The following is a 20,200-nucleotide window of genomic DNA, read 5'->3' on the forward strand; positions in this document are numbered from 1 at the left end:
TAAGAAAGGAGGAAGCACAATGCCAAAATTAAATATATTAAATGTTAATGGACAAAATGTTGGAGAAATCGAATTAGCAGAAGCTATATTCGGTGTTGAAGTTAACGAGCACGTATTATACGAAGTAGTTAAAAATCAATTAGCAAACAAGAGACAAGGTACTCAATCTGCTAAAACTAGAGCAGAAGTTAGAGGTGGCGGAAGAAAACCTTGGAAACAAAAAGGAACAGGTAGAGCTAGACAAGGTTCTATAAGAGCTGTACAATGGGTTGGCGGAGGAGTTGCTTTTGCACCTAAGCCAAGAAACTACAGATACACTTTACCTAAGAAAGTTAGAAGATTAGCTATGAAATCAGCTTTATCATCTAAAGTTCAAAACAACGAAATAATAGTTTTAGATGCTTTAACTATGGAAGCTCCAAAAACTAAAGAGTTCGCTCAAATATTAAAGAACATAAACGCTTCTAAGAAAGCTTTAGTAGTAACTGCTGAAAACAACGAGAACGTTGTAAAATCAGCTAGAAACATAGAAGGTGTTCAAGCTGCTACAGTTAACACTATAAATGTTTATGACATATTAAAGTACGATACTTTCGTAATAACTACAGATGCGGTTAAGAAAGTGGAGGAGGTGTACGCATAATGACTAATCCACATGATATAATAATGAAGCCAGTTGTAACTGAGCAAAGTATGACTGAAATGGTTGGAAAGAAATACACTTTTGTTGTTGCTAAAGATGCAAACAAAACTGAAATAAAGAAAGCTGTAGAAAGCATATTCGGAGTTAAAGTTGATAAAGTAAATACTTTAAACTACGATGGAAAAGTTAAGAGAATGGGTAGATACGAAGGAAGAACTGCAAGTTTCAAGAAAGCAGTAGTTAAGTTAACTGCTGATAGTAAAGAAATAGAATTCTTCCAAGGTATGTAATTGACCTTAATAAACGAAGGAGGGAAAACAGATGGCTATAAAAAAGTTTAGACCAACTTCTCCTGCCTTAAGACAAATGACAGTTTTAGTTTCTGATGAAATAACTTGTAACGAACCAGAAAGATCTCTTTTAGTTTCGTTAAAGAAGAATTCAGGAAGAAACGCACATGGTAAGATAACTGTTCGTCACAGAGGTGGAGGAAACAGAAGAAAATATAGAATAATAGATTTCAAGAGAAATAAAGATGGAATACCTGCTAAGGTTGCTACTGTTGAGTATGATCCAAACAGAACTGCTAACATAGCATTATTAAACTATGCTGATGGTGAAAAAAGATATATATTAGCTCCAGTTGGAATACAAGTTGGAGATACTTTATTATCAGGACCTGAAGCTGACATAAAGCCAGGTAACGCAATGGCATTAAAAGACATGCCAGTTGGTACAGTAGTACACAACGTTGAATTAAAGGCAGGAAAAGGAGCTCAGTTAGTTAGATCTGCTGGAGCATCTGCACAATTAATGGCTAAAGAAGGTAAGCATGCATTATTAAGATTACCATCTGGAGAAATGAGAATGGTAAGCATAAACTGTAAAGCTACTATAGGACAAGTTGGAAACTTAGAACACGGTAACGTTGTTATAGGTAAAGCTGGTAGAAAAAGACATATGGGTATAAGACCTACAGTTAGAGGTTCTGTAATGAACCCTTGTGACCATCCACACGGTGGAGGGGAAGGTAGATCTCCAATAGGTAGAGCTAATCCAGTTACTCCTTGGGGTAAACCAGCACTTGGATACAAAACTAGAAAGAAAAATAAAGCTTCTGATAAGTTAATAGTATCAAGAAGAACTAAGTAATAGATTTACTTTTGCTCGAAAGGAGGAAATAAAATGTCAAGATCAACTAAAAAAGGACCTTTTATACATGCAAGACTTTTAAAGAAGATAGAAGATATGAACGCTTCTGGAAATAGAGAAGTTATAAAGACTTGGTCAAGATCTTCAACTATATTCCCACAAATGGTTGAACATACAATAGCTGTACATGATGGAAGAAAGCATGTTCCAGTTTATATAACAGAAGATATGGTTGGACACAAATTAGGTGAATTCGTTCCTACAAGAACTTTCAAAGGGCACAAGGACGACGAAAAATCTAATAAGAGAAGATAATTAAAGATCTAACTGAGGAAGGAGGAATTTGTAATGGAAGCAAAAGCTACTGCGAAATACGTACGTGTATCACCTAGAAAAGCAGGTCAAATATGCGGCCTTGTTAGAGGAAAGAATGTTGATGAAGCTTTAGCAATATTAAAGTACACTCCAAGAGGAGCGGCTTCAATAATAGCTAAGGTTGTTAAATCAGCGAAAGCTAATGCAGAAAACAATCACGAGATGGATGTTGAAAAATTATATATAGATTCAATAGTTGCTAATCAAGGACCAACTATGAAGAGATTCATGCCTAGAGCTATGGGTCGTGCAACTATGATAAGAAAGAGAACTTCTCACATAGAGGTAGTTCTTAAAGAGAGAAAATAATTAATAGATAGGAGGGAAACAAATGGGTCAAAAGGTTAATCCACACGGTTTAAGAGTCGGTGTTATAAAGGACTGGGACTCAAGATGGTTCGCTACTGATAAAAAAGAGTTCGGAAACTTATTATTAGAAGACCATAATGTACGTAAATTCTTAAAGAATAAATTATACTCAGCTGGTGTTGCTAAGATAGAAATAGAAAGATCAGCAAACAAATTAAAACTAGACTTACACGTTGCTAAGCCAGGTGTAGTTATAGGTAAAGGTGGGGCTGGAATAGAAGCTCTAAAAGCTGAGTTAGAAAAAATGACTAAGAAAAATGTTATAGTTAACATAGTTGAAGTTAGAAATACTGACAGAGACGCACAATTAGTTGCTGAAAATATAGCATTAGCTATAGAAAGAAGAGTTGCTTTCAGAAGAGCTATGAAACAAGCTATACAAAGAGCTATGAAGGCAGGAGTTAAAGGTATAAAAGTTTCTGCTTCTGGTAGACTTGGTGGAGCTGAAATGGCTAGAACTGAAGGATACAGCGAAGGAAATGTACCTCTTCAAACTTTAAGATCTGACATAGAGTACGGATTTGCTGAAGCAAACACTACTTATGGAAAGACTGGTATCAAAGTTTGGATATGCAACGGAGAAGTTTTACCAACTAGAAACGGTGTAAATCCAAGAGAAGATAGAAGAGATAACAATAGAAGAGATAGAAGAGATAACAGAAGAAACGATAGAAGAAACGACAGAAGAAACGATAGATCAAACAACAATAGATCAAACAACAGAGGACCAAGACCTCAAAGAACTGAGAACAAACAAGCTTAGTAAGAGCACAGTTAAGGAAGGAGGAAAATACTCATGTTAATGCCAAAAAGAGTAAAACGTCGTAGAGTACACAGAGGTAGTTTAGCAGGAAAAGCTCATAAAGGTAACAAAGTTACTTATGGAGAATTCGGTTTAGTTGCTTTAGAGCCATCTTGGATAACTTCTAATCAAATAGAAGCTGCCAGAATAGCTATGACTAGATATATAAAAAGAGGGGGAAAAGTATGGATAAAAATATTCCCTCATAAACCAGTAACAAGAAAACCTGCAGAAACTCGTATGGGAGCTGGTAAAGGTTCACCAGAGTACTGGGTAGCAGTAGTAAAACCAGGAAGAGTAATGTTCGAATTAGCAGGTGTTGATGAAGCAAAAGCTAGAGAAGCAATGAGACTTGCGATGCACAAACTTCCAGTTAAATGTAAGTTTGTAAAACGTGAAGATTTAGAAGTAAAAGGTGGTGAATAGGATGAAAGCTAAAGAACTAAGAGATTTAACAAGCGAAGAATTAATGAACAAGTTAAATGGTTTTAAAAGTGAATTATTTAGCTTAAGATTCCAATTAGCTACTGGTCAATTAGAAAATACAGCTAGAATAAAGTTCGTTAAGAAAGATATAGCTAGAGTTAAGACTGTTCTTGCTGAAAGAAAGTTAAACGAAACTAGAGCTTAATTTTGGAAAGGAGGCTGTCAAACATGGAAAGAGGAAGAAGAAAAGTTAGAGTAGGCCGTGTTGTTAGTAATAAAATGGATAAAACAATAGTTGTTTCTGTTGAAGATTTCGTACGTCATCCATTATATAACAAGCCAGTTAAGAGAACTAAGAAATTTAAGGCTCACGATGAAAACAACGTATGTAGCATCGGAGATAGAGTAAGAATAATGGAAACTAGACCTTTATCTAAGGATAAGAGATTCAGACTAGTTGACGTTATAGAGAAAGTTAAGTAGTTTGTAAAGAAGGAGGGATTACGATATGATACAACAAGAATCACGTCTAAGAGTTGCTGATAACTCAGGAGCTAAAGAACTTTTAACTATCCGTGTATTAGGCGGAAGTAAAAGAAGATATGGTAACATAGGTGACGTTATAGTTGCTACTGTAAAAAGTGCAACACCAGGTGGAGTTGTAAAAAAAGGTAAAGTAGTTAAAGCTGTTATAGTAAGAACTAAGCAAGGCGTAAGACGTAAAGATGGTAGTTATATATCATTTGACGAGAATGCTGCAGTTATAATCAAAGATGATAAGACTCCAGTAGGAACTCGTATATTCGGGCCTGTTGCTAGAGAGTTAAGAGACAACGACTTTATGAAAATAGTATCTCTTGCTCCAGAAGTACTATAATAAGGAGGTGCAATAGGACATGATGCGTGTTAAAAAAGGTGACACTGTTGTAGTTATAGCAGGAAAAGATAAAGGTAAAAAAGGTACAGTTACTAAAGTTTTAACTAAGACTAACAAAGTATTAGTTGAAGGTGTAAACGTAATAACTAAACACCAAAAGCCAACTGCTGTAAACCCACAAGGTGGAATAATAAATAAAGAAGCCCCAATACACATATCTAACGTAATGCCAGTTGATCCTGAAACAGGAAAAGGTACAAGAGTTAGATTTGAAGTTAAAGATGGGAAAAAAGTTAGAGTATCAGTAAAGAGCGGAAAAGAATTATAATAAGCTTGAAAGGAGGGACCACAAATGACTTCTAGATTACAAGAAAAATATGTTAAAGAAGTTGCTCCAGCTTTAATGGAGAAATTTGGATACAAAAACGTTATGGAAATACCTAAGTTAGAGAAAATAGTAATAAATATGGGTATAGGTGATGCAAGAGAGAATCCAAAAGGATTAGAAGCTGCAGTTGCAGAATTAGAAATGATAGCTGGTCAAAAGCCTGTTATAACTAAGGCTAAGAAATCAGTAGCTAACTTCAAATTAAGAGAAGGTATGCCTGTTGGTACTAAAGTTACTTTAAGAGCTGACAAAATGTACTACTTCATGGACAAGTTAGTTAATATATCTTTACCAAGAGTTAGAGACTTCAGAGGAGTTAATGCTAATGCATTCGACGGAAGAGGAAACTACGCTTTAGGATTAAAAGAGCAATTTATATTCCCTGAAATAGAGTACGACAAGGTTGACAAAGTAAGAGGAATGGATGTAATATTCGTAACTACAGCTAAAACTGATGAAGAAGCTAGTGAGTTATTAAGATTATTAGGAATGCCATATTCTAAGTAAATAAAGGAGGGATTCCAGTGGCTAGAAAAGCGATGGTTGTAAAACAACAAAAAAAGCAAAAGTACGCAACTAGAGAGTATACTAGATGTACAATATGTGGTAGACCACATTCTGTATTAAGAAAATTCGGTATATGCCGTATATGCTTTAGAGAATTAGCTTATAAAGGTCAAATACCTGGTGTAAGAAAAGCAAGTTGGTAAAACTTGGTTAAAATGGAAGGAGGGTTACAATATGACAATGACAGATCCAATAGCAGATATGTTAACTCGTATAAGAAATGCTAACATGGTTAAGCATGAAACTGTTGATGTTCCTGCTTCTAATATGAAGAAAGAATTAGCTAGAATCTTATTAGAAGAAGGTTTCGTAAGAGGGTACGATGTTATAGAAGATGGAAAGCAAGGAATAATAAGAATACAATTAAAGTACGGACAAGTAGGCGAAAGAGTTATAACAGGATTAAAGAGAATATCTAAGCCTGGTATGAGAGTTTACGCTGCTAAAGAAGAATTACCAAAGGTATTAAATGGATTAGGTATATCAATAATATCTACTTCAAAAGGTATCTTAACTGACAAGCAAGCTAGAAACGAAGGCGTTGGTGGAGAAGTAATCTGCTACGTTTGGTAATAAAAACGAACAATGTAAGGAGGTGCAACTATGTCAAGAATAGGTTTAAAACCAATAACTGTTCCTGCAGGTGTTGAAGTTACTATAGCTGAGAATAACTTAGTTACAGTAAAAGGACCAAAAGGAACTTTAACTAAAGAATTCAACAATGAATTAGTTATAAAGCAAGAAGAAAACACTATATTAGTTGAAAGACCAACTAATAATAAAAAACATAGATCTTTACACGGATTAACTAGAACTTTAATAGATAACATGGTAACAGGTGTTACTAATGGTTTCGAGAAAAAGTTAGAATTAGTAGGTGTTGGATATAGAGCTCAAAAGCAAGGAAATAAATTAGTTATGAACTTAGGATTCTCTCACCCAGTTGAGATGGTAGATCCAGAAGGAATAACTGTTGAAGCTCCAAACCAAACTGAATTAGTTGTTAAAGGTATAGACAAGCAATTAGTAGGAAACTATGCTGCTAAGATAAGAGCTTGGAGAGAGCCAGAGCCATACAAAGGTAAAGGTATAAGATACGCTGGTGAAGTTGTAAGACGTAAAGAAGGTAAAACTGGTAAGAAGTAATACCAAACATAAAAGTTAGAAAGGAGTGATCTCTGTGTTTAAAAAAGCTAACAAAAACGCAAGCAGACTTCAAAGACACAAGAGAGTTCGTAGTAAAATAACTGGAACTACTCAAAGACCAAGATTATGTGTATTTAGAAGTGCTAATAACATATATGCTCAAATAATAGATGATACTAACAGAGTTACTATAGTTTCTGCATCTTCTTTAGATAAAGAAATAAAGGAAGCTGTTAATCACTGTGGAAATAAAGAAGCAGCTAGAAAAGTTGGAGAACTTGTTGCTAAGAAAGCTGTAGAAAAAGGTATAACTGAAGTTGTATTTGACAGAGGTGGATACTTATATCACGGAAGAGTTCAAGAATTAGCAGAAGGTGCTAGAGAAACTGGACTTAAGTTCTAATACAAAGGAGGGAAAAATATGCTACGTCGTAAACCGATAGATGCAAGACAACTTGATCTTCAAGAGAAAGTTATCGAAGTAAGACGTGTTACTAAGGTTGTTAAAGGTGGTAGAAACTTTAGATTTGCAGCTTTAGTAGTTGTTGGAGATGAAAACGGACACGTTGGTATAGGTGCTGGAAAAGCAATGGAAGTACCAGATGCGATAAGAAAAGCAGTTGAAGATGCTAAGAAGAATTTAATAACTGTACCTATGGTTGGTACAACTATACCTCACCAAACAAACGGACATTTTGGTGCTGGAAAAATATTAATAATGCCTGCTAGTCAAGGTACAGGAGTTATAGCTGGGGGACCTGCTAGAGCGGTACTTGAATTAGCTGGATTAAAGGATGTTAGAGCTAAATCTTTAGGAACTAACAACCCAAGAAACATGGTAAATGCTACAATAGAAGGTTTAAAATCTTTAAGAACAGCTGAAGATATAGCTAAACTTAGAGGTAAAAAAGTAGAAGATCTTCTAGGGTAAGGAGGTAGTAAAGAATGGCTAAATTACAAATAAAATTAGTTAGAAGTACAATAGGAACTACTCCTAACCAAAGAAAGAACGTAGAAGCGTTAGGATTAAGAAAAAGAGAGCAAGTAGTTGTTAAAGAAGACAACGCTCAAATGAGAGGTATAATAGCTAAAGTTAGTCACTTAGTAGAAGTAACTGAAATAGCTGAATAATAAATTAAAAACAAACTAAGGGAGGTGCAATCCATGAAGTTACATGAATTAAGACCTGCTGAAGGTGCAGTTTCATCTAAGAAAAGATTAGGTAGAGGTACTGCAACTGGACAAGGTAAAACTTCAGGACGTGGACAAAAAGGTCAAAAGTCTCGTTCAGGTGGTGGAGTAAGAGTTGGATTCGAAGGTGGACAAATGCCACTTGCTAGAAGACTTCCTAAGAGAGGATTCAAGAATCCTTGTAAGAAAGTTTACTCACTAGTTAACGTAGAAACTTTAAATAGATTCGAAAACGGAACAGAAATAACAGCTGAATTACTTAAGGCAACTGGAGTAATAAGCAAAATAGAAAAAGACGGCGTTAAAATCTTAGGTGAAGGTAACTTAGAAAGAGCTTTAACTATAAAAGCTGCTAAGTTTACTGCTTCAGCACAAGAAAAAATAGAAAAAGCTGGAGGAAAAGCAGAATTAGTTTAATCTAATCTGCTAACTCTTGGCCATAAGGCAGGGGTGAGTTTAACGTGCTGTCAAACTTAAAACAAGCTTGGAAATTAAAAGATGTAAGAAGAAAAATATTATATACTTTGATGATGATTGTTATCTTTAGGATAGGATGTACAATTCCTGTTCCTGGAGTTAATAGAGATGTTATAAAGGGGATGGTTGACGGAAACGGTCTTCTTTCCCTATATAATATGTTTACAGGAGGAGCTTTCAGTAGCTTTACCTTATTTGCATTAGGTATAAGTCCTTACATAACAGCTTCTATAATAATTCAACTTTTAACTATCGGATTCCCATCTCTTGAAGAACTTCAAAAGTCAGGTGAAGAAGGTAAGAAAAAGATAAATAGATACACTAAGTATACAGCACTAGGATTAGCTATAATACAAGCTATCGGTATAACACTAGGAATAGTGAGAGTTGCTTTACAGTCAGATAGTGTATTTTTTATAGTTACAGTTATAATTACATTAATATCAGCTAGTATGTTATTAATGTGGATGGGTGATAAGATCACTGAAAAAGGACTAGGTAATGGAAGTTCTGTAATAATCTTTATAGGAATTATATCAAGAATTCCTCAAGACATAACACAAGCCATGGGACAAGTTGAAAGCGGAAGCATTGGATTATGGGTAATAATTGTTATGGCAATAGTATCGCTTCTTACAGTAGCTGCGGTTACATATATACAAGAAGCTACAAGAAAAATACCTGTACAATATGCTAAAAGAGTTGTAGGAAGAAAAACATATGGAGGTCAAAACTCTCATATACCAATGAAAGTAAATCAATCTGGAGTTATTCCGGTAATATTTGCAAGTTCATTGTTAGCATTCCCTCAAACAGTAGCTATATTTATGGGAAAAGATGCTCAAGCATTTGTAACTAAATATTTATCTCCAGGTGGGGATCCAGGATTCTGGATTTATTTAGCTATAGAAGTTATTTTAATAATATTCTTCTCTTATTTCTACACTACTATATCTTTCAACACTGAAGATATAACTAATAATATGAAAAATAGTGGAGGTTTTATACCAGGTATAAGACCAGGTAAACCAACAATGGATTACTTAAATAGGATATTATCTAGATTAACATTAGCTGGTGCATTATTCTTAGCTGTTATAGCAATAATACCATCTATTATAAGTAAGTTTACTGGTATACATTTAACAATGGCAGGAACATCTTTACTTATAGTTGTTGGAGTTGCACTTGAATTAAAGAGACAGCTAGAATCAAACTTAGTAATGAGAAGCTATCAAGGTTTCTTAAAATAAATGGAGATGATCATATGAGAATAATATTACTTGGACCTCCTGGTGCGGGTAAAGGTACTCAAGCAGCAGGAATAGTAGAAAAATACAATATACCTCATATATCAACTGGAGATATATTCAGAAAGAATATAAAAGAAGGTACAGATCTTGGTAAAAAAGCTAAAGGATTTATAGATCAAGGGCTTTTAGTTCCAGATGAATTAACTGTAGGTCTAGTTACAGATAGAATATCTCAAGCTGACTGTGCAAATGGATTCATGTTAGATGGATTCCCAAGAAATGTAGCTCAAGCTCAACACTTAGATGAATATCTAAAAGAAGTTGGTATATCTTTAAGCACAGTAGTTAACATTGAAGTTGACAAAGATATATTAGTTGGTAGAGCAGTTGGAAGAAGAATATGCAAATCTTGCGGTGCTACTTACCATGTTGAGTTTAATCCTCCAAAAGTAGATGGCGTATGCGATGTATGTGGAGGAGAACTTTACCAAAGAGCTGATGATAATGAAGAAACAGTATCTAAGAGAATACAAGTTTACTTAGATGAAACTAAACCATTAGTTGATTATTATTCAAAAGAAGGTATAATAGCTAACATAAATGGTGAACAATCTATAGATAAGGTATTTGAGGATATAGTTAAAGCTCTAGGAAGTGAAAAATAATGATTATTTTAAAATCTAAACAGCAAATTGAACTTATGAGAGAATCTGGTAAGATTGTTGCTGAAACACATGAGATTTTAAGAGATGCTATTAAGCCGGGAATATCTACTTTAGAGTTAGATACAATAGCTGAAAATCATATTAGAAAATATAATGCTATCCCATCTTTTAAAGGATATCATGGATTTAAAGGATCTATATGTGCATCTATCAATGAAGAAGTTGTACATGGCATTCCTGGATCTAAAACTTTAAAAGACGGTGATATTATAAGTATCGATATAGGTGCTTATTATAAAGGATATCATGCAGATGCAGCTAAAACGCATGCAGTAGGCATAATATCTGAAGAAGATAGGAAATTAATAGAAGTAACAAAAGAAAGCTTCTATGAAGGAATAAAGTTTGCTAAACTAGGATATAGACTTTCTGATATTTCGCACGCAGTACAAACACATGTAGAGAAAAATAATTTTTCTGTAGTTAGAGATCTTGTTGGTCATGGAGTTGGAACACAACTACATGAAGATCCTCAAATACCTAATTACGGACGACCAGGCAAAGGACCAAAACTTAAAGAAGGTATGGTACTTGCAATTGAACCTATGGTTAACTATGGTACACACTATGTTAATATGTTAGGTGATGGTTGGACAATTATTACAAGAGACTCTAAAAAGTCAGCTCATTATGAGCATACGATAGCAATTACTGAAGATGAACCTTTGATATTAACAAAGTTATAATCTTAAAAAGTAGGTGAATAACATGCTATCAGAAAAAATATGTATAGGGCAAGTTGTAGAAAATACATCTGGAAGAGATACTGGGAGATTATTTTTCGTAGTGAAAGCAATTGATGATCAATATGTACTTATATCAGATGGAAAGAAAAGAAAACTTGATAAACCTAAACTAAAAAAAGTTAAACACTTAAAAACGTATAATATTATTAACAATAAGGTTAAAAATATGGTAGAATCTAAAGAGTCTATTACAGATACTTTTTTAAGAGTTGAACTTGGAAAGTTAAACAATGTTTAGCTTATTGAATGGAGGTTTGGTTAGTTAATGGCCAAAAAGGATGTTATAGAATTTGAAGGTATAGTTACAGAAAACTTACCTAATGCTATGTTTAAGGTTAAACTAGAAAACGGACACGAAGTTTTATGTCATCTTTCTGGGAAATTAAGAATGAACTTTATAAGAATTCTTGAAGGAGATAAGGTTAATGTTGAACTTTCTCCATATGACCTTACAAGAGGCAGAATTACTTGGCGTAAGAAGTAGACTAACAATGCTAGTCTAAGGAGGGATTAATAATGAAAGTAAGACCATCAGTAAAACCAATATGTGAAAAATGTAAAGTAATAAAGAGAAAAGGTAGAGTAATGGTTATATGCGAAAATCCTAAGCACAAGCAAAAGCAAGGTTAATAAATTGTGCTAGCATTTTGTTAAATATTATAGTATAATATTATATTGTGATAATTAACAAACTTTTTTTGGATTTTGTATAAACATGAATCGGAATTCACTTATTATTTGAACAAATTTAATCATGAAAAAAGTTTAAAAAGTTAAGTTGTAGGAGGTGCAAAGTATGGCAAGAATAGCTGGGGTAGATTTACCTAGAGAAAAAAGAGCAGAAATAGGCTTAACGTATATCTATGGTATAGGTAAGGCAACTGCTAACGAAATATTAGCTAAAGCTGACATAGATCCTAACGTAAGAATCAAAGATTTATCTGAAGATCAAGTTAATGACTTAAGAAAGATAATAGATAATGATTTCTTAGTTGAGGGAGATTTAAGAAGAGAAATAGCTTTAAATATAAAGAGATTAAGAGATATAAAATGTTACAGAGGTATGAGACATGCTAAAGGTCTTCCATTAAGAGGACAAAAGACTAAGACTAACGCTAGAACTAGAAAAGGTCCTAGAAAAACTGTATCTCGTAAGAAGAAGAAGTAATAGTTAGAAGAGGAGGGAAGAACAATGGCTAAACCAAAAAAGAAAGTTACTCGTGTTAGAAGAAGAGAGCGTAAGAACATAGAACGTGGACATGCTCATATACAATCAACTTTTAACAATACTATAATAACTTTAACAGACGTTCATGGTAATGCGTTATCTTGGGCAAGTTCTGGACAATTAGGATTCAAAGGATCAAGAAAAGCAACTCCATTTGCATCTCAAATGGCTGCTGAAACTGCTGCTAAAGCTGCAATGGAACACGGATTAAAGAGTGTAGAAGTATTCGTAAAAGGACCAGGTTCTGGTAGAGAAGCTGCTATAAGAGCTCTACAAGCAACTGGATTAGAAGTAACTATGATAAAAGACGTTACTCCAATACCACACAACGGATGTAGACCACCAAAGAGAAGAAGAGTGTAATTTTAGGAGGTGTAATTAATGGCAAGATATACAGGTGCATCATGTAGACAATGTCGTAGAGAAGGAATGAAATTATTCCTTAAAGGTGACAGATGTTATACTGATAAATGTGCTATAGTTAAGAGAAACTATGCTCCAGGACAACATGGACAAGGAAGAAAGAAAGTTTCAAACTATGGTTTACAATTAAGAGAAAAACAAAAAGTTAAGAGAATATATGGAGTTTTAGAAACTCAATTCAGAAACTTATACGAGCGTGCTGAGAAAATGCCTGGTATAACAGGGGAAAACTTATTAAGCTTATTAGAAAGAAGATTAGACAACGTAGTTTACAGAATGGGATTAGCATCTTCTAGAAAAGAAGCTAGACAATTAGTAAGACACGGTCATTTCACTTTAAACGGACATAAGGTAAATATACCTTCTTTAACAGTAGAAAACGGAGACGTTATAACTGTTAAGGAAACATCTAAGTCTTCTGCAAAATTCAAAGGATTAGTAGAAAATAACTCAAGAATAGCTCCTAAGTGGTTAGATGCTAATGTAGAGAACATGACAGCTTCTGTTGTTGCTAATCCAGGAAGAGAAGATATAGATCTTGAAATAGCTGAACACTTAATAATAGAGCTTTACTCTAAGTAATAAGTATAGTTATAAAAAATATTTTAAGATTTTGTTTACCCTCAGTGGATTAATAAATTTTAAGGAGGGTTTTGTCCATGATAGAAATAGAAAAACCAAGAGTAGATATAATTGAAATTAGCGAAGACCATAGATATGGTAAATTCGTTATAGAGCCTCTAGAAAGAGGATATGGAATAACTATAGGTAATGCATTAAGAAGAATATTATTATCATCTTTACCAGGAGTAGCTGTTAAGGCTATAAGAATCGATGGAGTTCTTCATGAATTCTCTACGGTTACTGGAGTTAAAGAAGATGTAACAGAAATAATATTAGCATTAAAAGAATTATCAGCTACTATAGACGGTGAAGGAAGTAGAACACTTAAAATAGAAGCTCAAGGACCATGTACTGTAACAGGTGCTGACATAATATGTCCTCCAGATGTTGAAATAATAAGCGAAGATTTACATATAGCTACGCTAGATGACAATGCTAAGCTTAATATGGAAATAACTGTAGATAAAGGAAGAGGATATGTATCTTCTGAAGACAATAAAACAGAGCATATGCCTATAGGAGTTCTTCCTGTAGACTCTATATATACTCCTGTTGAAAAAGTTAGCTACCATGTAGAAAACACTAGAGTTGGTCAAAAATCAGATTACGATAAATTAATACTTGAAGTTTGGACTAATGGAAGTATAAATCCTCAAGAAGGAATATCACTTGCAGCTAAGGTTCTAGTTGAACATCTTAATCTATTCATAGATTTAACAGAGCATGTAAGCAATGTTGAAATAATGGTAGAAAAAGAAGAAGATCAAAAAGAAAAAGTTCTTGAAATGACTATCGAAGAATTAGACTTATCAGTTAGATCTTACAACTGTTTAAAGAGAGCGGGAATAAATACAGTTGAAGAACTAGCTAATAAATCTGAAGAAGATATGATGAAAGTTAGAAACTTAGGTAAAAAGTCATTAGAAGAAGTAATCCAAAAGTTAGAAGAACTTGGATTAAATCTTAAACCAAGCGAAGAGTAAGCGCAAAGGAGGGATAAGCATGGCTAAGTACCGTAAATTAGGACGTGTAACTGCTCACAGAAATCTTATGTTAAGAAACTTAGTAACAGACTTACTAAGAAATGGAAAAATAGAAACTACAGTTACTAGAGCAAAAGAAACTCGTAGAATGGCAGAAAAGATGATAACTCTTGCTAAGAGAGGGGATCTTCATGCTAGAAGACAAGTTTTAGCTTATGTTTTAGATGAGACAGTAGTTAACAACTTATTCACTGATATAGCTCCAAAGTATGCTGAGAGAAACGGTGGATATACTAGAATAATAAAAATAGGACCAAGAAGAGGCGACGCTGCTGAAATGGCTCTAATAGAATTAGTATAGTATGTAAAGGATTAGGCAAAAGCCTAATCCTTTTTTTATTATATTGATAAATTTGATTGATTATTAAAGGATTGAACGATACTGAATTATACTAAGGTAGATTTTTTATATTAATCTGTAATTTGATTTATGATATAATACAATAGAAATTGTAATTTAATAAACACTACTACTTAAAGGAGAATAAATATATGAAAGATATAGTAAGTGTTAAAAATGTATCGTTTGAATATATAACTGAAGATAGTAAGTTTAAAGCTATAGATGACTTAACATTAAATGTTAAACAAGGTGAATTTGTTGTGGTTATAGGACACAATGGATCAGGCAAATCAACACTTTCTAAAAACTTAAATGCAATTCTTATGCCAACAGAAGGGGATATTCATATAGATGGATTCAATACCAAGGAAGAAGAACATTTATGGGATATTAGGCAAACTGCAGGAATGGTTTTTCAAAATCCGGATAATCAAATAGTGGCTACTATAGTAGAAGAAGATGTAGCTTTTGGGCCTGAAAATTTAGGTATAGAACCTATAGAAATAGTAAAAAGGGTAGAAGAATCATTAAAAAGTGTAGGAATGTATGAGTTAAGAGATAGACAACCTCATTTGTTGTCAGGTGGTCAAAAACAAAGAGTTGCCATAGCGGGAATAATAGCTATGAAACCTAAATGCATAATATTTGATGAAGCTACGGCTATGTTAGACCCATCAGGAAGAAAAGAAGTTATGAAAACTATAAAAAGACTTAATAAAAAAGAGGGTATAACTATAATACATATAACTCATTTTATGGAAGAAGCTGTAGATGCAGATAGGGTCATTGTTATGGAAAAAGGTAAAAAGGTATTAGAAGGAACCCCTAAACAAGTGTTTTCTAAGGTTGAAAAATTAAAAAATATAGGGTTAGATGTGCCGTATATGACGGAATTGAGTAAAGAGTTGCGTGATCAAGGTATAGATATAGATGGTGATATACTAACTGTGGATGAGATGGTGATGGAATTATGTCAATTGTAATAGAAAACTTAACGCATATATATAATGAAGGAATGCCATTTGCTAGTAAAGCATTAGATGATATAAATATGAAAATTGAAGATGGAGATTTTGTAGGACTGATAGGTCATACAGGATCAGGAAAATCTACATTAATTCAACATCTAAATGGAATATTAAAACCTTCTTCTGGAAAAATTTTAATAAATGAATTTGATATAACTGATAAAAATTTAAATCTAACAGATATAAGGAAAAAGGTTGGAGTCGTATTTCAATATCCTGAATATCAACTATTTGAGGAAACTGTTGAAAAGGATATAGCCTTTGGACCTTCTAACTTAGGTTTAGACGAGGTAGAAATAAATAATAGGGTTAAACTATCTATGGAGTCAGTTGGGCTTAAATATGAAGAATTTAAAGATAAATCACCTTTTGAATTATCAGGGGGGCAAAAACGTAGAGTAGCTATAGCTGGAGTTATAGCTATGAACCCAGAAGTATTGATATTAGATGAGCCAACAGCAGGATTAGATCCTAAAGGTAGAGACGAAATATTTGAATTGATAAAGAGTTTACACAAAGATAAAAATATGACTATAATATTATCATCTCATAGTATGGATGATATGGCTAAATTAGTTAAAACTATAATAGTTATGAATTCGGGTAAAATAGAATTTATGGGGCCTACAAGAGAGATATTTAAAAATCATTCTGAGAGACTTAAGGAAATAGGATTAGATATTCCTCAAGTTCTAGAATTATGTATTAAGCTAAGAGATAAAGGCTTTGATGTAAAACCTGATATAATTACTATAGAAGAGGCAAAGAATGAAATAATGAGAGTTATGAGAGGTAAAAAGAAATGTTAAAAGATATAACTATAGGACAATACTATCCTACTAACTCGGTTATTCACAAATTAGATGCTAGAGTAAAGCTTATAGCAACTTTTATATTTATGGTATCATTGTTTATAATAAATAAATTTTGGCCATATTTAATAGTAGTAGGTAGCTTAGCAGCTGTGATAAAACTGTCTAAAATACCAGGTAAATATATAATAAAAGGGTTAAAGCCTTTAAAATGGATTGTTATATTTACATTTGTAATAAATATATTTTTTATACCTGGAGATACAATATGGTCTTTTGGGTTTATTAAAATAACTAGGCAAGGATTAAGTCAAGCTATATTTATGGCGCTTAGACTTATATTTTTAGTTGTAGGTACATCGTTGCTTACACTGACTACATCTCCAATCGAGCTTACAGATGGAATTGAAAGATTATTAAACCCTCTTAAAAAAATAGGGTTTCCAGTTCATGAGTTAGCTATGATGATGACTATTGCATTGAGATTCATACCTACATTACTTGATGAAACAGATAAAATTATGAAGGCTCAAATGTCTAGAGGTGCGGATTTTGAAAGTAAGAATATAATAAATAGAGCTAAAAACTTGGTACCGCTGTTAATCCCTTTATTTATAAGTGCATTTAGAAGAGCTGATGAGTTAGCTATGGCTATGGAAGCTAGATGCTATAGGGGTGGAGAAAATAGAACTAAGATGAAACAAAGCATAATGACTAAAGGTGATTATATAGCATATGCTATCCAATTAATATATATATGTGTAATAGTGGTTATTAGATTTATATAAAGAGGTAATATATGAGAAATATAAAATTAACTATCCAGTATAATGGTCAAAACTATTGTGGATGGCAAAAACAAAATGATTCTTTAGGTATACAAGGAACTATAGAAAAAGCTATAGAGGATATAACTAAAGAAAAAGTAAAGATAATAGGATCAGGACGAACTGATGCAGGGGTTCATGCCCTAGGGCAAGTTGCAAATTTTAATACTGATTGTAATATACCTATTGAAAAAATACCAAATGCATTGAATTCTAAGCTACCAAAAGATATATCTATAATAGCTGCAGAGGAAAAGAATATGGATTTTCATTCAAGATATTCTGCAAAAGGCAAGAGATATAGATATATGATATATAATAATTCTTATAGAACTCCTATATACAACAATATATCATATTTTGTTAAGTATAATTTAGACATAGAAAAGATGAAAAAAGAAGCTAAAGCTCTTGTTGGAACTCATGATTTTAAAGGCTTTATGAGCTCTGGATCATCAGTTAAAGACACTGTTAGAACAATTTATGATATACAAATATTTAATCAAGATGATTTAATAATAATAGAAGTAGAAGGTAATGGATTTTTATATAATATGGTAAGGATTCTAGTAGGAACATTGGTTGATATTGGCCGAGGAAGAATAGATATTGACATGCTAAGTATAATAAAATCTAAGTCAAGATCTATGGCTGGACACACGGCTCCAGCACATGGATTATTTCTTAAAAAAGTTGATTATTAGCTTGACACGCCAGGGTGCATGTATTAAAATATACAAGAGTGTGTTAATAAGTCCACTTGCCCCGGACTTGACATAGACGGTAAAATATCATATGGAAATAAGATAAGGAGGGACTTGTAATGAAAAGTTATATAGCTAAGCCAGCTGACGTACAAAGAAAATGGTACGTAGTTGATGCTGAAGGAAAAACATTAGGTCGTATGGCTACAGAAATAGCTACAATATTAAGAGGAAAGCATAAACCAACTTTCACTCCTCACGTTGATGGTGGAGATTTCGTTGTTGTTGTAAATGCTGATAAGGTAGTTTTAACAGGAAAGAAATTAGATCAAAAGATGTACAGATACCACACTGGATATGTAGGTGGATTAAAGGAAATAACTTATAGAGAAATGATGGAAAAGAAACCTGAAGAGGTTGTTATGCATGCTGTTAGCGGTATGTTATGTAAGAACAAATTAAGAAGCAGAATGATGACTAGATTAAGAGTATTTGCTGGACCAAACCACGGACACGAAGCTCAAAATCCAGAAGTTTTAAACTTCAAATAATCATAACGGGTGAAAGGAGGAGTTAATCATGGCTAACGTTCAATACTACGGAACAGGAAGAAGAAAGCACTCTGTAGCAAGAGTAAGACTAGTTGCAGGTGAAGGAAATATAATAGTAAATGGAAAAAATGTTGAAGAATACTTCAACTATGAAACTTTAATAAGAGATGTTAAACAACCATTAGTTTTAACAGGAACTGAAACTAAATACGATGTTATAGTAAAAGTTGAAGGTGGAGGATTCACTGGACAAGCTGGAGCTATAAGACATGGTATATCTAGAGCTTTATTAACAGTAGATGCTGAGTTAAGACCAGCTTTAAAGAAAGAAGGATTCTTAACTAGAGATGCTAGAATGAAGGAAAGAAAGAAATACGGATTAAAGGCAGCAAGAAGAGCTCCACAATTCTCAAAGAGATAATTATATATGTTTATTCAAAGACTTTGGAATATTCCAAAGTCTTTTTTTATATAATATATGGGGTGATATTATATGAAATATATTAAACATGTAAGCTTGGTTGGAGTGGTATTGTGTTTACTTTCTATAATTATATTTGAGGTTAAAAAAAACTCGCAAGAAGTTGTATCTTATATGCCTACAACGAATAAGGTTATAATGTTAGACGCAGGACATGGGGGAATAGATCCAGGAGCTTTAAATAAGGACAAGACAATACTAGAAAAAGATATAAATCTTCAAATTACATTAAAGTTAAGAGAGCTGTTGGAATCTAGTGGATGCTTAGTTTTATTAACAAGAGAAGAGGATATTAGTTTGTATGAAGATGATTCAAAAAAAACAACTAGACAAAAATATAATGAAAACTTAAAAAATAGAAAAAAACTAATTGATGAATCATCAGCAGATGCATTTGTATCTATACATCTAAATGCATTTGAACAAAGTAAATATTATGGAGCTCAAACTTTTTATCCTAAAGGTCAAGATGATAGTAAACTGCTATCTACATTTATACAAGATGAACTAAAAAGAGTAGTAGATAAAGGTAATAATAGGGAAGTAAAACCAAGAGATGATATTTATTTACTAAAAGATAATGAAATTCCATCGGTTTTAATTGAATGTGGATTTTTATCTAATGAAAAAGAAGCTGGTTTGCTTAAAGATGAAAAGTATCAAGAAAAAATAGCGTGGGGTATTTATGCAGGTATACAAAAATATTTTGGAAGTAATGTACATAATTAAAAATAAAGTGTTTATAAAAACTTATGTATAAGTATAAAAGCTTATATATAAGTTTTTTTACATTTTTTTATAAAATTTGCGAAAAAATGTAAAAAAACTATTGACCTTGGTAGTGAATGGTGATATAGTAATACATGTCCTTAAGAAAAGGACAAATAAGAACTTTGAAAATTAAACAGTAGGTTAATTATATAAATTCTTTTTAAAGAATTAAACAACAAACAACCAAGCCAGATATTCAGATAATGATTAGCTGAGCAATTGGACAAC

The 20,200-nt window shown here is 32.9% G+C and carries 37 protein-coding genes; all 37 read left to right on the forward strand.

The genetic code is table 11. The features are described from left to right. Nucleotides 1-19: 19 nt before the first annotated feature. The 37 genes from rplD (at nucleotide 20) to cwlD (ending at nucleotide 19,930) form a co-directional block, all read left to right on the forward strand. The gene (gene rplD / locus ACEXNK_RS16555; protein ID WP_373600656.1) at nucleotides 20-643 is read left to right on the forward strand and encodes a 50S ribosomal protein L4; all 624 of its coding nucleotides are present in this window, start codon (nucleotides 20-22) and stop codon (nucleotides 641-643) included. Continuing rightward, nucleotides 643-933: a 50S ribosomal protein L23 gene (rplW, locus tag ACEXNK_RS16560; protein ID WP_373600657.1), complete on the forward strand. Its 291-nt coding sequence runs from the start codon at nucleotides 643-645 to the stop codon at nucleotides 931-933. The genes rplD and rplW overlap by 1 nt, the downstream gene beginning before the upstream one ends. Nucleotides 934-964: 31 nt before the next feature. Next, complete coding sequence (gene rplB / locus ACEXNK_RS16565) at nucleotides 965-1,795, forward strand: 50S ribosomal protein L2 (protein WP_373600658.1); 831 nt, start codon at nucleotides 965-967, stop codon at nucleotides 1,793-1,795. A 33-nt stretch (nucleotides 1,796-1,828) separates the two neighbouring features. Further along, nucleotides 1,829-2,110, forward strand: a complete 282-nt coding sequence (gene rpsS, locus ACEXNK_RS16570) for a 30S ribosomal protein S19 (RefSeq protein WP_021428212.1) — start codon at nucleotides 1,829-1,831, stop codon at nucleotides 2,108-2,110. A gap of 33 nt (nucleotides 2,111-2,143) precedes the next feature. After that, the gene (gene rplV, locus ACEXNK_RS16575; protein ID WP_373600659.1) at nucleotides 2,144-2,479 is read left to right on the forward strand and encodes a 50S ribosomal protein L22; all 336 of its coding nucleotides are present in this window, start codon (nucleotides 2,144-2,146) and stop codon (nucleotides 2,477-2,479) included. Between the two features lie 22 nt (nucleotides 2,480-2,501). Next, entirely contained in the window at nucleotides 2,502-3,302 is an 801-nt protein-coding gene (rpsC, locus tag ACEXNK_RS16580; RefSeq protein ID WP_373600660.1) for a 30S ribosomal protein S3, read from the forward strand. 33 nt (nucleotides 3,303-3,335) lie between these two features. Continuing rightward, a complete protein-coding gene (gene rplP, locus ACEXNK_RS16585; protein WP_373600661.1) occupies nucleotides 3,336-3,767 on the forward strand; it encodes a 50S ribosomal protein L16 in 432 nt (143 codons plus the stop codon). A gap of 1 nt (nucleotide 3,768) precedes the next feature. Then, nucleotides 3,769-3,972, forward strand: coding sequence for a 50S ribosomal protein L29 (gene rpmC, locus ACEXNK_RS16590; RefSeq protein WP_373600662.1), 204 nt, complete (start codon nucleotides 3,769-3,771; stop codon nucleotides 3,970-3,972). 23 nt (nucleotides 3,973-3,995) lie between these two features. Continuing rightward, entirely contained in the window at nucleotides 3,996-4,250 is a 255-nt protein-coding gene (gene rpsQ / locus ACEXNK_RS16595) for a 30S ribosomal protein S17 (protein ID WP_021122015.1), read from the forward strand. Between the two features lie 25 nt (nucleotides 4,251-4,275). Beyond that, nucleotides 4,276-4,644: a 50S ribosomal protein L14 gene (rplN, locus tag ACEXNK_RS16600; protein ID WP_021122016.1), complete on the forward strand. Its 369-nt coding sequence runs from the start codon at nucleotides 4,276-4,278 to the stop codon at nucleotides 4,642-4,644. Nucleotides 4,645-4,666: 22 nt separating this feature from the next. Continuing rightward, nucleotides 4,667-4,972 (forward strand): 50S ribosomal protein L24, encoded by a 306-nt coding sequence (gene rplX / locus ACEXNK_RS16605; RefSeq protein WP_373600682.1) that lies wholly within the window; start codon nucleotides 4,667-4,669, stop codon nucleotides 4,970-4,972. Between the two features lie 24 nt (nucleotides 4,973-4,996). After that, the gene (rplE, locus tag ACEXNK_RS16610) at nucleotides 4,997-5,539 is read left to right on the forward strand and encodes a 50S ribosomal protein L5 (RefSeq protein WP_373600663.1); all 543 of its coding nucleotides are present in this window, start codon (nucleotides 4,997-4,999) and stop codon (nucleotides 5,537-5,539) included. A 17-nt stretch (nucleotides 5,540-5,556) separates the two neighbouring features. Further along, nucleotides 5,557-5,742, forward strand: coding sequence for a type Z 30S ribosomal protein S14 (locus ACEXNK_RS16615; protein WP_021127555.1), 186 nt, complete (start codon nucleotides 5,557-5,559; stop codon nucleotides 5,740-5,742). 31 nt (nucleotides 5,743-5,773) lie between these two features. After that, entirely contained in the window at nucleotides 5,774-6,172 is a 399-nt protein-coding gene (rpsH, locus tag ACEXNK_RS16620) for a 30S ribosomal protein S8 (RefSeq protein ID WP_373600664.1), read from the forward strand. Nucleotides 6,173-6,202: 30 nt separating this feature from the next. Beyond that, complete coding sequence (rplF, locus tag ACEXNK_RS16625; RefSeq protein ID WP_373600665.1) at nucleotides 6,203-6,745, forward strand: 50S ribosomal protein L6; 543 nt, start codon at nucleotides 6,203-6,205, stop codon at nucleotides 6,743-6,745. 34 nt (nucleotides 6,746-6,779) lie between these two features. Further along, nucleotides 6,780-7,148 (forward strand): 50S ribosomal protein L18, encoded by a 369-nt coding sequence (gene rplR, locus ACEXNK_RS16630; protein WP_373600666.1) that lies wholly within the window; start codon nucleotides 6,780-6,782, stop codon nucleotides 7,146-7,148. Nucleotides 7,149-7,166: 18 nt separating this feature from the next. Next, the gene (gene rpsE / locus ACEXNK_RS16635; protein ID WP_373600667.1) at nucleotides 7,167-7,676 is read left to right on the forward strand and encodes a 30S ribosomal protein S5; all 510 of its coding nucleotides are present in this window, start codon (nucleotides 7,167-7,169) and stop codon (nucleotides 7,674-7,676) included. 14 nt (nucleotides 7,677-7,690) lie between these two features. Next, nucleotides 7,691-7,876: a 50S ribosomal protein L30 gene (gene rpmD / locus ACEXNK_RS16640; RefSeq protein ID WP_021127557.1), complete on the forward strand. Its 186-nt coding sequence runs from the start codon at nucleotides 7,691-7,693 to the stop codon at nucleotides 7,874-7,876. A gap of 33 nt (nucleotides 7,877-7,909) precedes the next feature. Next, nucleotides 7,910-8,353 (forward strand): 50S ribosomal protein L15, encoded by a 444-nt coding sequence (rplO, locus tag ACEXNK_RS16645; protein WP_055328195.1) that lies wholly within the window; start codon nucleotides 7,910-7,912, stop codon nucleotides 8,351-8,353. Nucleotides 8,354-8,397: 44 nt separating this feature from the next. Next, a complete protein-coding gene (secY, locus tag ACEXNK_RS16650) occupies nucleotides 8,398-9,666 on the forward strand; it encodes a preprotein translocase subunit SecY (RefSeq protein ID WP_373600668.1) in 1,269 nt (422 codons plus the stop codon). A gap of 14 nt (nucleotides 9,667-9,680) precedes the next feature. Next, nucleotides 9,681-10,331, forward strand: a complete 651-nt coding sequence (locus ACEXNK_RS16655; protein ID WP_373600669.1) for an adenylate kinase — start codon at nucleotides 9,681-9,683, stop codon at nucleotides 10,329-10,331. Next, nucleotides 10,331-11,077: a type I methionyl aminopeptidase gene (gene map, locus ACEXNK_RS16660; RefSeq protein ID WP_373600670.1), complete on the forward strand. Its 747-nt coding sequence runs from the start codon at nucleotides 10,331-10,333 to the stop codon at nucleotides 11,075-11,077. Before ACEXNK_RS16655 ends, map begins: the two co-directional genes overlap by 1 nt. A 22-nt stretch (nucleotides 11,078-11,099) precedes the next feature. Continuing rightward, complete coding sequence (locus tag ACEXNK_RS16665) at nucleotides 11,100-11,375, forward strand: KOW domain-containing protein (protein ID WP_373600671.1); 276 nt, start codon at nucleotides 11,100-11,102, stop codon at nucleotides 11,373-11,375. A gap of 27 nt (nucleotides 11,376-11,402) precedes the next feature. Next, nucleotides 11,403-11,621 carry a translation initiation factor IF-1 gene (infA, locus tag ACEXNK_RS16670; RefSeq protein ID WP_373600672.1) on the forward strand — a complete coding sequence of 73 codons (219 nt, stop codon included), beginning with the start codon at nucleotides 11,403-11,405 and terminating at the stop codon, nucleotides 11,619-11,621. A 32-nt stretch (nucleotides 11,622-11,653) separates the two neighbouring features. Further along, nucleotides 11,654-11,767, forward strand: coding sequence for a 50S ribosomal protein L36 (gene rpmJ / locus ACEXNK_RS16675; RefSeq protein ID WP_003373491.1), 114 nt, complete (start codon nucleotides 11,654-11,656; stop codon nucleotides 11,765-11,767). Between the two features lie 166 nt (nucleotides 11,768-11,933). Further along, a complete protein-coding gene (rpsM, locus tag ACEXNK_RS16680; RefSeq protein WP_021122034.1) occupies nucleotides 11,934-12,305 on the forward strand; it encodes a 30S ribosomal protein S13 in 372 nt (123 codons plus the stop codon). Nucleotides 12,306-12,329: 24 nt separating this feature from the next. Then, nucleotides 12,330-12,728 carry a 30S ribosomal protein S11 gene (rpsK, locus tag ACEXNK_RS16685; protein WP_021127562.1) on the forward strand — a complete coding sequence of 133 codons (399 nt, stop codon included), beginning with the start codon at nucleotides 12,330-12,332 and terminating at the stop codon, nucleotides 12,726-12,728. 18 nt (nucleotides 12,729-12,746) lie between these two features. Then, nucleotides 12,747-13,370, forward strand: a complete 624-nt coding sequence (rpsD, locus tag ACEXNK_RS16690; protein ID WP_373600673.1) for a 30S ribosomal protein S4 — start codon at nucleotides 12,747-12,749, stop codon at nucleotides 13,368-13,370. A 77-nt stretch (nucleotides 13,371-13,447) separates the two neighbouring features. After that, entirely contained in the window at nucleotides 13,448-14,395 is a 948-nt protein-coding gene (locus tag ACEXNK_RS16695; protein ID WP_373600674.1) for a DNA-directed RNA polymerase subunit alpha, read from the forward strand. A 19-nt stretch (nucleotides 14,396-14,414) separates the two neighbouring features. Continuing rightward, a complete protein-coding gene (rplQ, locus tag ACEXNK_RS16700) occupies nucleotides 14,415-14,756 on the forward strand; it encodes a 50S ribosomal protein L17 (protein WP_021122040.1) in 342 nt (113 codons plus the stop codon). Nucleotides 14,757-14,947: 191 nt separating this feature from the next. After that, entirely contained in the window at nucleotides 14,948-15,781 is an 834-nt protein-coding gene (locus ACEXNK_RS16705; protein ID WP_373600675.1) for an energy-coupling factor transporter ATPase, read from the forward strand. Beyond that, nucleotides 15,769-16,635 carry an energy-coupling factor transporter ATPase gene (locus tag ACEXNK_RS16710; RefSeq protein ID WP_373600676.1) on the forward strand — a complete coding sequence of 289 codons (867 nt, stop codon included), beginning with the start codon at nucleotides 15,769-15,771 and terminating at the stop codon, nucleotides 16,633-16,635. Before ACEXNK_RS16705 ends, ACEXNK_RS16710 begins: the two co-directional genes overlap by 13 nt. Then, entirely contained in the window at nucleotides 16,629-17,426 is a 798-nt protein-coding gene (locus ACEXNK_RS16715; protein ID WP_373600677.1) for an energy-coupling factor transporter transmembrane component T family protein, read from the forward strand. Before ACEXNK_RS16710 ends, ACEXNK_RS16715 begins: the two co-directional genes overlap by 7 nt. An 11-nt stretch (nucleotides 17,427-17,437) precedes the next feature. Beyond that, nucleotides 17,438-18,169 carry a tRNA pseudouridine(38-40) synthase TruA gene (gene truA, locus ACEXNK_RS16720; RefSeq protein WP_373600678.1) on the forward strand — a complete coding sequence of 244 codons (732 nt, stop codon included), beginning with the start codon at nucleotides 17,438-17,440 and terminating at the stop codon, nucleotides 18,167-18,169. Between the two features lie 119 nt (nucleotides 18,170-18,288). Continuing rightward, the gene (gene rplM / locus ACEXNK_RS16725) at nucleotides 18,289-18,720 is read left to right on the forward strand and encodes a 50S ribosomal protein L13 (protein ID WP_021428215.1); all 432 of its coding nucleotides are present in this window, start codon (nucleotides 18,289-18,291) and stop codon (nucleotides 18,718-18,720) included. Between the two features lie 28 nt (nucleotides 18,721-18,748). Next, a complete protein-coding gene (rpsI, locus tag ACEXNK_RS16730; RefSeq protein WP_373600679.1) occupies nucleotides 18,749-19,141 on the forward strand; it encodes a 30S ribosomal protein S9 in 393 nt (130 codons plus the stop codon). 72 nt (nucleotides 19,142-19,213) lie between these two features. Next, nucleotides 19,214-19,930, forward strand: coding sequence for an N-acetylmuramoyl-L-alanine amidase CwlD (gene cwlD, locus ACEXNK_RS16735; protein ID WP_373600680.1), 717 nt, complete (start codon nucleotides 19,214-19,216; stop codon nucleotides 19,928-19,930). Nucleotides 19,931-20,200: the final 270 nt, after the last annotated feature.

Origin of the sequence: Paraclostridium bifermentans (assembly GCF_964259345.1) — a bacterium.
In the GTDB taxonomy this organism is placed as follows: domain Bacteria; phylum Bacillota; class Clostridia; order Peptostreptococcales; family Peptostreptococcaceae; genus Paraclostridium; species Paraclostridium bifermentans_B.